General features: G+C 48.4%; 14 protein-coding genes. 12 read left to right on the forward strand and 2 right to left on the reverse strand.

Features of this window, described 5'->3' with window-relative positions; all coding sequences use genetic code 11:
• The 6 genes from H6F68_RS15770 to H6F68_RS15795 all read left to right on the forward strand — a co-directional run.
• A partial coding sequence (locus H6F68_RS15770) for a hypothetical protein (RefSeq protein ID WP_206755529.1) occupies window positions 1-746 on the forward strand: 746 nt, incomplete at its 5' end.
• Window positions 743-1732 carry a MoxR family ATPase gene (locus tag H6F68_RS15775; RefSeq protein ID WP_190560409.1) on the forward strand — a complete coding sequence of 330 codons (990 nt, stop codon included), beginning with the start codon at window positions 743-745 and terminating at the stop codon, window positions 1730-1732. The genes H6F68_RS15770 and H6F68_RS15775, both read left to right, overlap by 4 nt.
• Window positions 1729-2826 (forward strand): VWA domain-containing protein, encoded by a 1098-nt coding sequence (locus H6F68_RS15780; protein ID WP_190560411.1) that lies wholly within the window; start codon window positions 1729-1731, stop codon window positions 2824-2826. Before H6F68_RS15775 ends, H6F68_RS15780 begins: the two co-directional genes overlap by 4 nt.
• On the forward strand, window positions 2823-4649 hold the full coding sequence (locus tag H6F68_RS29060; RefSeq protein WP_242065529.1) for a formylglycine-generating enzyme family protein: 1827 nt from the start codon (window positions 2823-2825) through the stop codon (window positions 4647-4649). Before H6F68_RS15780 ends, H6F68_RS29060 begins: the two co-directional genes overlap by 4 nt.
• Before the next feature lie 98 nt (window positions 4650-4747).
• Window positions 4748-6079 carry an SUMF1/EgtB/PvdO family nonheme iron enzyme gene (locus H6F68_RS15790; protein WP_190560412.1) on the forward strand — a complete coding sequence of 444 codons (1332 nt, stop codon included), beginning with the start codon at window positions 4748-4750 and terminating at the stop codon, window positions 6077-6079.
• 206 nt (window positions 6080-6285) lie between these two features.
• Window positions 6286-7098, forward strand: coding sequence for a formylglycine-generating enzyme family protein (locus tag H6F68_RS15795; RefSeq protein WP_190560414.1), 813 nt, complete (start codon window positions 6286-6288; stop codon window positions 7096-7098).
• A 347-nt stretch (window positions 7099-7445) separates the two neighbouring features.
• Here H6F68_RS15795 and H6F68_RS15800 read toward each other — a convergent pair whose 3' ends face one another.
• Window positions 7446-7631 carry a hypothetical protein gene (locus H6F68_RS15800; RefSeq protein ID WP_190560416.1) on the reverse strand — a complete coding sequence of 62 codons (186 nt, stop codon included), beginning with the start codon at window positions 7629-7631 and terminating at the stop codon, window positions 7446-7448.
• Window positions 7632-7772: 141 nt separating this feature from the next.
• On the opposite strand from H6F68_RS15800, the gene xisF reads away from it, so the two are divergent.
• From xisF to H6F68_RS15825, 5 genes are all read left to right on the forward strand, one after another.
• The gene (gene xisF, locus H6F68_RS15805) at window positions 7773-9467 is read left to right on the forward strand and encodes a fdxN element excision recombinase XisF (protein WP_190560418.1); all 1695 of its coding nucleotides are present in this window, start codon (window positions 7773-7775) and stop codon (window positions 9465-9467) included.
• Window positions 9464-9991, forward strand: a complete 528-nt coding sequence (locus tag H6F68_RS15810) for an IS1 family transposase (RefSeq protein WP_190560420.1) — start codon at window positions 9464-9466, stop codon at window positions 9989-9991. The genes xisF and H6F68_RS15810 overlap by 4 nt, the downstream gene beginning before the upstream one ends.
• Before the next feature lie 174 nt (window positions 9992-10165).
• Window positions 10166-10744 (forward strand): hypothetical protein, encoded by a 579-nt coding sequence (locus H6F68_RS15815; RefSeq protein WP_190560422.1) that lies wholly within the window; start codon window positions 10166-10168, stop codon window positions 10742-10744.
• Window positions 10745-10749: 5 nt separating this feature from the next.
• Complete coding sequence (locus H6F68_RS15820) at window positions 10750-11139, forward strand: hypothetical protein (RefSeq protein WP_190560424.1); 390 nt, start codon at window positions 10750-10752, stop codon at window positions 11137-11139.
• Window positions 11136-11597: an HNH endonuclease gene (locus tag H6F68_RS15825; RefSeq protein WP_190560426.1), complete on the forward strand. Its 462-nt coding sequence runs from the start codon at window positions 11136-11138 to the stop codon at window positions 11595-11597. Before H6F68_RS15820 ends, H6F68_RS15825 begins: the two co-directional genes overlap by 4 nt.
• Window positions 11598-11601: 4 nt before the next feature.
• Here H6F68_RS15825 and H6F68_RS15830 read toward each other — a convergent pair whose 3' ends face one another.
• The gene (locus tag H6F68_RS15830) at window positions 11602-13317 is read right to left on the reverse strand and encodes a hypothetical protein (protein WP_190560428.1); all 1716 of its coding nucleotides are present in this window, start codon (window positions 13315-13317) and stop codon (window positions 11602-11604) included.
• A 725-nt stretch (window positions 13318-14042) separates the two neighbouring features.
• On the opposite strand from H6F68_RS15830, the gene H6F68_RS15835 reads away from it, so the two are divergent.
• Window positions 14043-14540, forward strand: a 498-nt coding sequence (locus tag H6F68_RS15835; RefSeq protein WP_190560430.1) for a MerR family transcriptional regulator, incomplete at its 3' end; no start/stop codon positions are given.

A 14540-nucleotide genomic window follows, 5' to 3' on the forward strand; every position in this document is an offset into this window, starting at 1 on the left:
TGGCAATGAATTGCTGGAGTGAATCCATTTCTTGTGAGTTAGTTACGAGTCCTTCTCTCAGCCTAATAACTTCTCCTTATCCTTACAACTTGATTAGGATTGCTATAGAAGAAATCATCAACGTAATTATGGCTGACCAAATTGTTGATGGTCAGGTTATAGGAGCTTATAGACGTTATTCCGTTGATCTAGGCTCTGCCATTTCTCAGTATAATGAATCTGAGTTTTTAATTAGATTAGCAAGCCACTTTAACATTCAAAATTCATCTAATTCAGATGAATTATCCGAGAAGATTAGGAAGATTATTCAAGAGTCAGTTGACAACGGAACAACGATATTTCTTGAGATTAAAGGTTTGGATGATTTATTGGAAAAAGAAGAATTTATTTTATGGTTTTTAGAAAAATTTTGGAAGCCCCTCATTGATCAAGTAGTCATTACTTCCAAGAAGTATAAAAGTAAATTTATTGTAGTACTAACTGCCAATAGCCAAATTTTATTTGATTGCTCTCCAGACTATTTCTGTGATGATCAGATGTTCGACTGTTATAAGATGCTGGAATTACCATTGCCGGACTGGACAGCCGATGACATCCATGACTGGCTAATTCGATTCCGCACTTTATCAAACGAGATGAGGAAGAAAACGGATGCCGAACTAAAGCAAATCGCTAAAAAGATTTATAGAGAAAGCGATGGTACACCAGAGAGCGTTTGTATCAGCTTACGGGAGAAGTTTCGATGATCTCATCTCAACGATTGATTTTTGAAGACAACCCTGATAATCGACCAAGGGATGCTCATAAAAATTCGCCAGATCAGCCAGAACCTTATATTGCGTCTGAGGCTCTGAAAAAAGCAGTCAATTTATCAATTTATTTAAGACGGCCACTTTTATTAGAGGGCGATGCTGGTTGTGGGAAAACTCGTCTTGCTTCGGCGATCGCTTATGAATTAGGGTTACCTCTCTACCGCTGGGATGTTCGCTCTAGCACAAAAGCTCAGGATGGTTTGTATGAGTATGATGCCATTCTTCGGCTACATGATGTAGAGGTTCAAAAACTGAATAAAGCTTCAAAGTATTCTGCCCACTCCAACAATGATGAAAATGAGGAGGGGATGATTCTCCAGAATCGAAATCCTGGTAATCCTAAGCATTATCGTAAGTTTGGCCCTTTAGGTAAAGCCTTTAGAATGAGCGATCGCCCCGCTGTGGTGCTGATTGATGAGATTGACAAGGCAGATTTAGACTTTCCGAATGATTTACTAACAGTTTTAGATGATCCTTGGGAATTCACTATTCGAGAGACAGGCGAAACAGTAAAAGCCCATAAAGACTATAAACCCATCGTGATTATCACCAGCAACAAGGAAAAGGGTAATTTGCCTAGCCCCTTTCTACGCCGTTGTCTCTATCACTATGTAGACTTTCCGAATGATACAGAGCTGTTAAAGCGGATTGTGGAACAACACTACGAGATTCATAAAGAAAACGCACCACCAGCCACATTAATCGATACCGCCATTGATCGGTTTCTTACACTTTGGACAACAGGTGGCCTATTCAAGAAGCCTGGAACGAGTGAATTTCTAGACTGGCTACGGGCACTGCATAAATTTGAGTCAAAACCCTACAAAGTTACTCAACTTAAACAAGATATTGTCCTGCCTTATCGAGAATTGTTATTTAAGCGTCAGGATGACTGGAAAAACTCTACTAAAGTGTCATGAAAGCCTTTGACCCGCAAGACGTAGTACTGCGCATGTTCCTGCGGTTACGTAGTAGCGGATTTCAGTTAGGCGTGAGTGAGTATTTTGCTGCTCTTAATGCGATTAAAGGTGGTTTTGCTGAAGATCTTAATGCACTAGCAGAAACCTTAAAACTGCTGTGGTGTCATTCGCTGGGGGAACAAAGTCATTTCGAGCCAATTTGGCAATCAGTTCAAGACCAAATTAGTGCTCAAAAACAACGTAAACCCCCCTTTCCAGGGACTAAAAAACCTCATTTACAACCTCACGAGTACCGGCACGAGGTGCAAGAAGCTGATACCCCAATACACCAAGAGAGTTTGTCCAAAAAGCATTCTGAACTTCAGCTTGGTTCATTACCTGTTCAGGCTCCCTACATTCTGACCGGCGATGAAGAGCAATCAACTCCCCAGGCGTATTACCCGATTTCCCGGCGTTTAATGGTTTATAGCTGGCGATATCTGCGTCGGCTAATAGCGGATGGGCCGGCTGATGTATTAGATATCCAAGCAACAATTCAACGGGTTACGCGCCAAGGTTTTTATATCGCTCCGGTTTATGTACGGCGGGAACGCAACGCAGCTCGCCTGCTGCTCTTAGTTGATCAAAACGGGTCAATGACACCATTTCATCACTTTACCCGCGACTTGGTTGAAACTGCTCAGCAGGAAAGCTCTCTTGACCCAGAAAACGTTAAGGTATTCTATTTTCAAAATGTGCCTTCTGGTACGGTCTATCGAGATGTTTATCTCACGGAACCAGTATCTCTAGATGTTGTATTGAGCAATTGCGACAATGAAACCAGCGTGCTGATCGTCAGTGATGCTGGGGCAGCTCGTGGATACCGAACTCGGGAGCGGGTAAGGGGCACAGCTCGTTTTTTATATCAATTAAGGCGGTATACCAGTTTAGTTGCCTGGTTAAGCCCAATGTCTGCTAGACGCTGGGTAGGCAGTTCGGCAGAGATTATTGCCAATTCGATACCAATGTTTCAAATGGACAAGGAGGGACTCAGCAATGCAATTGATGTAATTCGTGGGCAGCCTTGGAAGCACTCTTACTCGTCATCCCTATGACCTCTATGGCAAACACCGAAAAATGGCGGGAGCAAAAAGCCAAAGTCGATCGCTTTGTAGCTCGCTTTGGTAGGGAGTCTTATCGATTGCTGGCTCGTTATGCTGCTTTACCATTGGTGTTGACGCCAGAGCTGGTTAATTACTTACGCAATGAATTTTTGCGAGGTGAGGATGATGTACCTTGGGAGGCTGAGGTCGATTTGCTGTTGTCTGACCTATGCAGCCAGGTAGGTTATGAGCTATATGCAATGGATACTCAGGTGCGCGCTTACCTACTGGAAGAGGTTCAAGGTTCCCCTCTTTGGCAGCAGCGAATGCGCGAGGTTGCACAGGTTTTGATTAGCTATGTGAACTTCTTGAGTCGAGTGAACCCAGAGCAGCGTCGGCAAGAGCTAGAAGCACAGCGGCTGGCAGCAATGGTGTATTTAGGAGATGAAGCTTGTCAAGAAGCTGCTCAGAAACTTGCAGAACGCTTAAGACAAGTTGGTGACTCAGCAGAGACGGGAAATTTATCAGCGAGAGGAGTGCGGGCAGAGCTAGCGCGGCTAGCACGAATTACCCAGGAACTTGCTCCGCAGTTTAAGAAATCACCTGCGCTAGTTGACTATGCCAAGTTAGTGCAGCAAGTGTTGAGAAACCCAGAAACACTTGATCCAGTCAAATTGCAACAAACTTATCAGGTGGGTGACGTAACGCTCACAGTACCTGGGCGAGTTTTACCTGCTGGCTGGCAGCCTGTTGATGAAGAAATGAATGTTGCAGGCTTCCCGCCTTTGAAGGTTTTAGATTTTGAAACTGGACAGATTGTTGAGCCAGATTCTAGTTGGCCACTGTTGCAGACACAAACTGTGGAGAGCATTACCCTTTTCTTTGACGATCAACCTGCATCATTGGAACCTCAAGTAGATATCCTGAGCGCAGGGATTGGAATGGGAGTTCAGATATCGAATCAGATCGATCTGCATCCCTTTTCATTTGAGGTTGCAACGATAGAGCGAACTCGATCTGGTAAGGATAGCTGGAAGATCCAACGCCGGTCAGGTGAAGCTTATCTCTACGAAGAGCGACTGGGCAAAGCACTGAGTCTGGAGATGGTTGCTATTCCCTCAGGTACCTTCGTGATGGGTGCTCCGGAAGATGAATCTGAAAGCAGCAAGGATGAGAGACCACAGCACGCAGTCAAACTTGAGGACTTTTATGTGAGCCGCTACCCAGTCACCCAGAAACAATGGCGTTTTGTAGCTACACTACCTTCTATAAATCAGGAACTTGGCCTAGATCCTTCCAGGGTTAAAGGTGATGCCAGACCTGTAGAGCAGGTGTCATGGTTTGGTGCATTGGAGTTTTGCAAACGTCTCAGTCAGTTCACTAACAGAGCATATCGCTTACCGAGCGAAGCGGAGTGGGAATATGCCTGTCGGGCTGGAACGACCACCCCTTTTCATTTTGGAGAAACCATCTCTCCTGACTTGGCAAACTATTATAGTTCTAATTCCTATAATGGTGGCCCAAAACGGAAGCCTCTAGGTGAAACCACACCTGTAGACCATTTTGGGATTGCGAATGCCTTTGGCTTGTCTGACATGCACGGCAACGTTTATGAGTGGTGTGCAGACCACTGGCAAGGCAACTATGAAGGCGCACCGACCGATAGCAGTGCTTGGCTGACCGAGCATGAGAACTATCATCGTATGCTACGCGGCGGTGCTTGGGACTCCTATCCAGAGTACTGTCGTTCTGCCTATCGCATCGACGACGCGCCCGCTCACTCGAGCCACGATACCGGTTTTCGAGTGGTGTGTAGTGCCCCGAGGACTCTATAGCCCTTTACCCTTTTGCCCTTTGTAGCGTGTAGCGCCTTTAAAGAAATTTTTGGCTCGTTTTGAATAAATTGATAGATGGCAGGTAGGTGCGATCGCCCATGAAAGACTTCTTGATCAGTTACACGGATAGCGATCGCCCGTGGGCAGAGTGGATTGCCTGGGTATTAAAGGAGCATGGGTATACAGTCACAATCGAGTTATGGAAATCCAAGGCAATCAAAGATGCTATTCAGAACTTACGAAATGCGATTGTTCATGGGCGAAGTATTGAAAATATTTCCTTTAATAAACGTATTATTACTATCTTGTCAGATCGCTATCTGCGATCGCCCACACTTACAGAACTAGGAGTTTTAACTTTAAAGTTGGCTCTTGAATCTCAGAATCGGTATCTACTTCTAGTGCGAGTGGAAGATGTCACTTTAACTGACCCATGGAATCAACTGCCGTACATCGATTTGGCTGACACCTCTGAGGTTGAAGCGGAGCAGGCAATTCTATCAGCTTTAGAGGCTTCTGAGACTAATCGCACTACTACAGTAGAAACAATGTTTCAGCAACAGGCGATCGCGATCTCAGCGAGTGTCTCGGCTGGTTTAGAGGAGAGGCTGGAGTTTAGTGACAGCAAAGGCAACCAACTTAAGGCACGGCGGCGATCGCACGAGGTTCAGTTCTTTGTTGAGCCGCTAACCCAAAACATCAAAATTGAGATGATGTTGGTCCCGGCGGGGGTGTTTTTGATGGGATCGCCAGAGGATGAACTGGAACGACAAGCTCGGGAAGGGCCACAGCATGAGGTGAGGGTTGGCAGCCTTTTTATGGGGAAATACCCTGTCACGCAAGCACAGTGGCGATTTGTAGCAGCGCTGCCGGAGATGAGTCGAGAACTGAAGCTAGAGCCATCTCACTTTAAAGGGGATAACCGCCCAGTTGAGAGCGTGTCTTGGTACGATGCGGGGGAGTTTTGCGCTCGATTGTCAGCCTACACAGGCCGAGATTATCGGTTGCCCACGGAAGCGGAGTGGGAGTATGCCTGTCGGGCTGGGACGACTACACCTTTTCATTTTGGTGAGACGATTACCACTGACTTGGCAAACTATAACGGTAGCTCCACCTACAAAAATGGTCCAAAAGGGGAGTATTCAGGAGCAACTACACTTGTAGATAAATTTGGGACTGCGAATGTCTTCGGTTTGTGTGATATGCATGGCAATGTATTGGAGTGGTGCACAGATCATTGGCATAAAAATTACGAAGGTGCACCGATCGATGGGAGTGCTTGGTTGAGTGAAAATAATAGTTCTCGTGTAATTCGTGGGGGGGCCTGGGGCTATGATGCAAGACATTGCCGTTCCGCCTATCGAAGCAGCCACCCACCCGACAAATCAAGCGCTATCTTCGGTTTTCGAGTGGTTTGTAGTGCGCCGTAGCCATTGGCTTCCTATAGGGTAGGCTCTTCCGTGCCAGAGCTGACAGGTGGGAGATCTGTCGGGAGTGCTAGAAGAGTCCAGACCTTCTCCAGTGATGCCTTGATCTGCGCGATCAGGCATCCGAAAATCAAGTCGGGTCAGTTCGCTTGGTAAGTTCGCTGAAGAGTTAGCTGACCCACCTCAACCTTTATTTGCTACACCCCATCATGGCAGAACTGGTCATCCGCCGAGAGCGCAAGCAAGCCCGCTACTTCACCGAAAAGCTAGGGGAAGCCGTTGGGCTAGACATGATCTTGATTCCAGCTGGTAGCTTCTGGATGGGATCGCCCACTAACGAGCCATACCACTGTGATCATGAAGGGCCACAGCATGAAACCAACGTTTCCACCTTCTTCCTAGGGCGTTATCCTGTAACTCAAGCTCAATGGCGGTTTGTGGCTGAATTGCCGTCGATTAGCCAAGAACTAGACCCAGAGCCTTCAGAGTTTAAGGGAGAGGAACGCCCCGTGGAGCAGGTGTCTTGGTATGACACTGTGGAGTTTTGCACCCGATTAGCAGCACACACCAGCAGACCCTATCGCCTACCCAGTGAAGCCGAATGGGAATACGCTTGTCGAGCTGGAACCACCACCCCGTTTTGTTTTGGCAAAACTTTGACAACTGACCTCGCCAACTACAACGGCAACTACACCTATGACGACGGCCCAACAGGGGAGGCGCGCCAAGAAACTACACCTGTAAACCACTTTGGGATCGCGAACGCCTTTGGCTTGTGTGACATGCTTGGAAATGTTTATGAGTGGTGTGCAGACCACTGGCACAGAGGTTACAAAGGCACGCCGACGGATGGGAGCGCTTGGTTAAGTGAGAATGAGAATAGTTCTCGTATAGCACGCGGCGGTTCCCGGAGCAGTCCTCCAGAGAATTGCCGTTCTGCCTCTCACAGCAGCTTCCCGCCCGACGAAGGCAGCAGCATTATCGGTTTCCGGGTCGTGTGTAGTGCTTCGAGGGCTCTGTAACCCTTCGCCCTCTTGCCCTTTTTGGCGCTACGCGCCTTTAAAGAATTTTTTGCTGTGGTAGCCCTGCTCATTTGTCAGACAAGCATCAAAAAGCGATCGATCCTCATGTTGTGAGATCGGAGGATCGATCGCCTGAAGCCCGCAGCACAGCAAGTTGAAAAAGCTTGACCTTACCTAAGTAAGCCTTTTCAGCAAAAAGTTGTGCAAATCTAAGTAAAGGCTGACTCACGCAATCGATCTGAATTATCACCACCTCTCAAAGTTGCTCTGTCCGAACTGCCTTATCAACCGCCTTACAGCGGTTGCCGCTTGAATAAGCCGCGCCATTTGTCAGCGAAAGTAATTGTTTAGCAATGCACTTGTGGCTTACCAATCTGAAAACCGCTGTAAATCAATTTGCTCCCTTGTCGCATCCGCTGATACATCGGCAAAACCATTTTCTTTAATCGAGAGATTTGTTGCTCCATGCTTTGAGAGCTTTCTTCCGCCTTAAGACTGATAACTCGAACGTAGCCAGCGATCGCTCTTTTCATAGAGGACTCCTGCACTGAATAACTGCTTTTCTGTTCCACTATACGCTGCTATTTGCACGTGTGTAGTTAAGACTTCACACGTGCAAATTATGGTACTCTTGTTCTTGTCCAATTAGCTTTTGGCTCTGACGTGGAGGTTTCATGATTCTTCAAAATGAGCGTCAGCGAGTCCTTCGTGTTATTGGTTACGCTCGGGTTTCCTCTCCTGAGCAAGCACTGGATTCTCAGGCTTTAGAACAACAAATCGCTCGCTTACGGGAGGCTGGAGCAACTGAAATTATTTTCGATATCGAGTCTGGGAGTAAGGACGATAGACCTCAGTTTCAACACCTGATGAGCTTGGTGCTCAACCGCTTAGTTGACGAAGTTATTTTCACCCGGATTGATCGCTTAACTAGATCCCTAAGCCAACTGAATAAGTGTATTGAGATCTTTGAAGACAGTGGGGTCAACCTGCGGATTCTGGATCAACAGCTGGATTTGAGGACACCGACGGGCAAACTGATGGCGCGGTTGTTAGGTGCGGTGGCAGAGTGGGAAACAGATTTGCTATCGGAACGGGTCCGCCACGGAAAGCGGTACCGCATCCGACAGAAGTATGCGAATGAATCCTGTCCCTGGGGATATGTGACATTCAATAAACGCTATCAATTGGATCAGCGGCCTGTGGCTCCACTCTTGGAGGAGTTGAAGAGCGAGTTTTCGGAGGCGGAATGGGCCCAGATTTTGCAGAACTACGAGGGCAAAACGGTTGCTGATATTGCTCTAGATTCGATTAGCATTTTTTTCCAGGAGCGTAGTCTTCAAGCAGCAGTTCGGCACATCTCTCAGAAGTATGGAGCCATCAAGAAACCAGGTCTCAAGAAACGGAAAAAGGCTGACAATACCGTGCCTTGCTGGACTCCGAGTGGGTTCCGTCAGTGGTTAACTAACCCGGTTCTCTGTGGACACACCCAATACAATCTCTGGGCTACGACTGGCAAACGGCAAAAGCCAAAGCGGAATCCGGCCCAGAGCGTGCTTCAGAAAAATACTCATCCAGACCAGCGGCTCTTGAGTGAAGCAGAGGCGGAGGAGGTGCGCCACATTCTGAAAGTGAACCTCAATGTCGGTGGTAGCAATTTCGTTCGAGATCCCAACAGTGCCGACCTTTATCGACCCTATGCTTATCTCAGCGGGCTGGTCTATTGCTACGAGTGCGGAGCCAAGTGTCCCTCTAAGAATAGTGGCAAAGGGAAATACCATTATTTTGTCTGTCGGCATACAGGAATGGGCTGTAGCAACAAAGGCTCGGCTGAAAAGTCAAAGATTGAACAGAGGTTGATTGGCCAGTTAGTTGCCAAGTCTCGGCTTATGCATGAGAAGGCTTTCCAAACCAAGAGTGAGAGTCTAGAAGGTCATGCTCTGCAATTTCTACAGCTACAGGAACCAACTCCAGAAGTGCAAGCCGAACAAAAAAGGCTGAGTGAAATCCACTTCAAACATTATCTAGAAAGCCAAGGTCGTGAACTAGCGAAGTCTGAGCGCTTGGAGGATTTACAGCGTCAGTACCAATATTTACAGGACTATCCAGGATTTGATCCAGATATTGAGACGAAAAAGCAATCGCTCTTGCAGGAGATACAAGCAGAGGAAAGGGCGATTCAGTCTTTCTTGAGAGAAGATGTGGAGTCCATCATCTTCTCGGGCAATAATCTTCTCTTTTGGGAAACCCTGACGAATGACGCCAAGGTGAAGCTCTATCCCCGGATGGTCGAGAAGATCTTTATTCAGCACGGTGAAGTCAAACAAATCAATTTCAAAACCGAAAAGGTAGAGGAGCCTGAAGCATTATGAATGTGGAATCTACGTTTGAAGCTGAGAAGAATCTGACTTTGATTGCCCGTAAGACTGTCCTACAGGAGTGGGATCTGACCAGACAGATCCGTAAGTTGGTGTGCCCCCATTGCAAGTCGGTACGCGTGATTCGGCTCATGCAAAGCCGCAATGGCTGTGAGTATGGTTGCAAGGACTGTAGGCAGGACATTTCGGAGGAAAATTTGCCGAAGTGTTGCCCGTATCCCGGTAAGTACGTGAAGTGCCAAGATTGTCGCTACTTCCAAGCTTTTGCCAAGGCGGTCAAAGCCAAGGTGCAAGAGCTTCGGCACTTAAGCCCAGAAGAACGGGCAGCCAGGGTTGCCGAGCCGACTTTTTATCAGAACAGTAAGCCTGTGCTGGCTCCTGTCCAACCACAAACGTTTACAGAATCGGACTTGGCAATTCCCTTCAGCGAGGAAACCAGCAATCCTGTACAGCTATCCCTCTTCGAGAAAATCAAAGATTCATCGTTAAACGGCGAGGAACCAAAACAGCATGAGTAACGAGCAAAAACTTGACCCACGGTTTACAAATTTCTTGCCTGTTAATTACACCCGCTTTACAAACGATCTTTCGTCATCACTTGTAGATGGGCAATTATAGAGTAGTGCCTTGGCGATCGCATCCCTGCCAGTTCGTTAAGACACTGCTTGTCGTTGCCGAGGATGCAGTGGGGTATGCCAAGAAAAAAGGACTTTTGGGAATTAGCTGACTCCACTATCCTGGGCCGCACCAAAAAGAATGAGCTGTTACAGATTGCCCGCAGTGAGCATCAACAGGTTGAAGCGTACCGGGCGCAAGTCGAATCCCAGGCCAAACAGTTTGAAGCCGAGAACCAACTGCTGACTCACCTGCGCAGTCAATTAGATAAAGAAGGCGAAGTTCATCGGCAAGTGCTAGAAGACCTACTAGAAACTTTTGACGAACAGCAACACAACCACGAGCAGGAACTCGATCGCTTGCAAAGTGAAGCCAAGGAGTGGGAGAAAGTTGCTCAAGATTATGAGGATGTCATCGTCACCCAGCGCAGCGCTATGAAAGAGCTGATTTCCTTGAGAGAGCGCATTAAACTATTCGCTCAAATGACACCTCTACAAGCTGGACAGGCATTTGCAAAATGGCTGTTTGGCTCTAAAGCAGATGAGGCCAGCGAGTACTGTTCCAATTGCAACGGTGTTATCGCCGCACCAGAATACCGTTTCTGTCCCCATTGTGGCAGCGATCGCCAGTCCTTCCGTGCAGCTCAGAAAGCTTAGTGCCCATGAAAACTGTTACTCGCAAGCAACTGATTGAGATGGGAGCTAGTAAGTACCAAGCCGAACTGGTGACCAAAGCTTTGACTCCCATTCGTAAACAGGGCAGTACCAATGTTTATGACTTGTTTGCGGTGAGCGATCGCTGCAAAGAGCTAATCGAGAATAAACGCTCTAAGGCAACTACGCGCACCGCAATTCAATCGCTGCGATGGGCAATTCTATCGCTTGCCGAACAGATTCAAGATGCTCCCTTTGGCATGAGTGGACTTGAGCAACTGCAATACGCCGAAACCCTAAACCTCCGCGCCGAAGATCTCTTTACTGAAACTAAAGCGAAGGTAGAGCGCTTAAAACAAGCGAATTCTACAACTAGTGCTAAGAGGCAGAAGTCATGAGCGAATTACCTCAAATTCCGGATTCAGACGCTACTCTAGCCGCAGCAGAGATTAAGTTTGCCCAAACCCAACAACTTCAGAAAAAGCTCAAACAACGACGGAGCGATGGCAAGCTACTTTACGAGGGTTGGCAAGGTAGTCAAGACTGGCATAACTGGCGGATGCAGCAATTAGAGCGGCAAAACTGGAAGTGCGCTTGTTGCGATATCCAAATGGGTTTCGGAGAGAAAACCTACTTAGCCAACGGAGACTTCATGCTAGAGCCTCAACATCCAACTGTTGAGCATATCTTGCCAAAATCACTTTTTCCAAAACTCACACTCGATAGACAAAACCTCGTCATCACTTGCTGGGCATGCAATAAAAAGAAGAGCAATGACATGGTTAGCGCTTCCAGACTGCGGCATGACTTACTAAAGCAAAAGTTGAATGCTCACCAGCAGATTGATACAGAGTAAGTTCTTAGACATCAAGCAAATTCTGCTGAAGCGATCGCGTTCTGAGGTGATACAGCAAGCACACCAGCTCATCATCTGTGAGCTGGCTGCGGCGCTTACCTTGGAAATGGTCTGAAATAAACTGGTGGGCTTGCTCCACAGTCCATCCCAATCGCTTGACTTGAATCTGAATTCCCACAATCACATCGCTGAGATCATCCGGGGCGATCTGAAGAGGTGGAGTCAAAGGCTGTGGAAAACTGGTTTTCCCCCTCCCTGGACCCTCCCCTTGTGAAGAAAAAGAACTTCGTTCTCCCACAAGACTCCCTTCAGCCCCCCCACCCTTCATATAGGGAAAGGTGTGTAATTCCTCTCTAGGAGCGTCTTCTAGTACTTTTGAGGGTTCGATCGCTGGAGCTAGTGATGAGGCTGTAACTGTCTCTGGTGGCTCTATTACATACCATTCGGGATGCCACAGCTCTTTGTACTTCTGCAAGGTACTGTGACTGCACTGAGCTATTGAGGCGATCGCTTGGGCTCGCGCAGTCAGGCCATCGGGTAGCTGACCTTGTTGGGTCAGTTCCAAAACGGCTTGTTTGATCCGCGCCTGGGCCTCTTCGGCTCGCTTCTGGTTGAAGTTGACGATGTTGTTGGCAGCCGTGGCTAGGGGCAGGGTGCGATCGCGCTTAGGAGAGGTGCCCAGGGGCCAGTAGTAGTTCTCTGCGGCTATGGCCCATTCTTGAGCGCGACGGCTGATTTCGTGCTGGTGTTGGCACCACTCTCGGTAGCCAGGGCTGTAGATAGCGGTGTGTTCGATGTAGTGGACTAGCGCTTCACCGGAGAGGGATAGAAAGACGACGCCGTAGCAGCCAATAGTTTTGAGCAGGTGATTGGTTTGCCCCGGTCCCGTCCACCCTTGCTTCATCTCAGTTTCCAGTTCTTGCTGCCACAGGGCGGTGTTGCGGCAGCGTTTGTAAGAACGGTACTGATGCTGCTTCTTCGCCTGGGCGATCGCTTGATGCAGTTGGGCTAGGTCCTGAGCTGCGGCGGCTTGGTCCCACTGCTGGAAGAAGGTGGAGAGATTACTGGGCAGGGGTTGCAGAGTGTCACTGAGGAGGACGGAGCCGCTGCTGGGTTGGAGAGGCAAGCGATGGGCGTTGTACTCGCTGTATTCTCCGGCTTTGCTGTAGCGCTTGACGTTGGGGAAGACTTCCAGTTGCCCTGCTTGCAAGGGTAGGTGGTGAGCTTCTAGGCAGTGCTTCAAGGCGACGGCGAGGCCGAAGGTGGGGACAGCTTCAGGCAGGGGGATGTAGAGGTGAAGACCACCGTTCCAGCTAGAGCGCAGCAAAACGGTTTGGTGAATGCCGATGCTGGCGAGGGCAGCTCGGAGGGTGATGAGGGCTTGGCGATCGCGGGTGGGATGATGCAGACTCAGGGCATCGAGGTCGATGAGGCCGTGGTAGGTAGTGGGGCAAAAGCGAACGCCGACGAGTTGAGCGGCATCTTGCCAGTAGGTCCAGAGACTACGGGGCTTGAGGGGGTACTGCGTGAGGGTTTGCCAAGCGGGTTTTTGGCTGGCATCCGCTGGGGTAGGGGCGACGATCGCTTGCCAGGGGTAGGGGAAGAGCTGGCACAAGCGCTGGCCTAATGGGTCGCGGGGTAGGGGTTCGGATGAACGCTGACGAGCGGGCTGTGAGGTGATTGCCTGACTTTCACAGGCAGGTGTTTGTTTGCGTGGCATGATGCAACTCTCTAGTCCGGTGGGGGCAAGGGGACAGAGGGTGCAAAGTGAGTAAGTACGACTGGTCACGCTGCTGGTGCAGGTGATCGTCACAGTAGCTATGCATGGTCTCTCTGTCCCGAAATAGCGACTGGACAGGGAGAGAGCGATCCGCAGATTGAGAATAGCTAAGTTTTCTCTAAGACTGGCTTAGACAAACAGAAAATTCCTCATTTTTCTTCGATGCGCTCCATCCCTGATGTAGAGAGGAATAGAGAGCCATTTGTCTGCTTCATTTGTATGCTGAAAGACGCTTTAAGGTCTTGTCACTTTTCACCAAATGACCGTAATATAGACGCATGGCACAGTGGGTGACTTAACTGCGGGCCCGTCAAGCACACAAGTTAGAGTCTCCTCTATTCCGAACCAATAATAAAAAACCTTCGAACCCCTTCTGTTAGCGCAGTTGGGGTTTTTGGTTTTTAGCCTTCATAAGACATCTTTACCTCCTTTTCGATGACGATACGTTTTCATCCTTACAGTCACTGATTTCCTCCGTTTTTACATAACTTGAAGAGTAGTTTACCTGATCCACCCAGCGATCGCTGCTATTTTCAATGCAATGAAAAATTAACGGCTTGCGATCGCGTCTCAATACAAGCGGTACCCTTGAGCCGAAAGAGTGCAGCTGAATTACAACTTTAGTTGTCATTGACAATCCATATTGGCGTGGTTAGCATAGACCCATGGAAACATTGCAGCAGATCGCCCAGCAAAATCCTTATTGGTCGCTGGATGAATTGGTGCAGATCGCGAATGAGCTGCTGCCTCAATTTCTGCCCGAAGAAAAGGCACATACCAGGGTGCGAGAAGAAGTCTCTCCTCGGCTGGTTAGGCACTATACCGGTCAGGAAATGCTGGATGATCCCATCCGAGAAGGACGAGAAGCGCGTTATGTCTATCGGCACTTACTGCAAGTGTTAGTAGTCAGACGGCTGCTTACAGAAGGTTATGGAGCTAGCGTTATTAATACCTTAGCTCGCTCAAAAAGTAACTCTGAACTGGAGGCATTACTACAAGGCGGAGTTCAACTGACTGTTTCTCCAGCTAACGCAGCGCTCGCATTTCTGCAACAAATTCAACAAAGACCACCAAATAGTCCTCAGTCAGTTGCAAAAAGCCCTTCGCCTTCGACCCCCTCTCCTCCAGTATCAATCCCACCCCCTACGGCTGCAGCATCTCAC

Source organism: Trichocoleus sp. FACHB-262 (assembly GCF_014696035.1).
Classification (GTDB): Bacteria; Cyanobacteriota; Cyanobacteriia; order FACHB-46; family FACHB-46; genus Trichocoleus.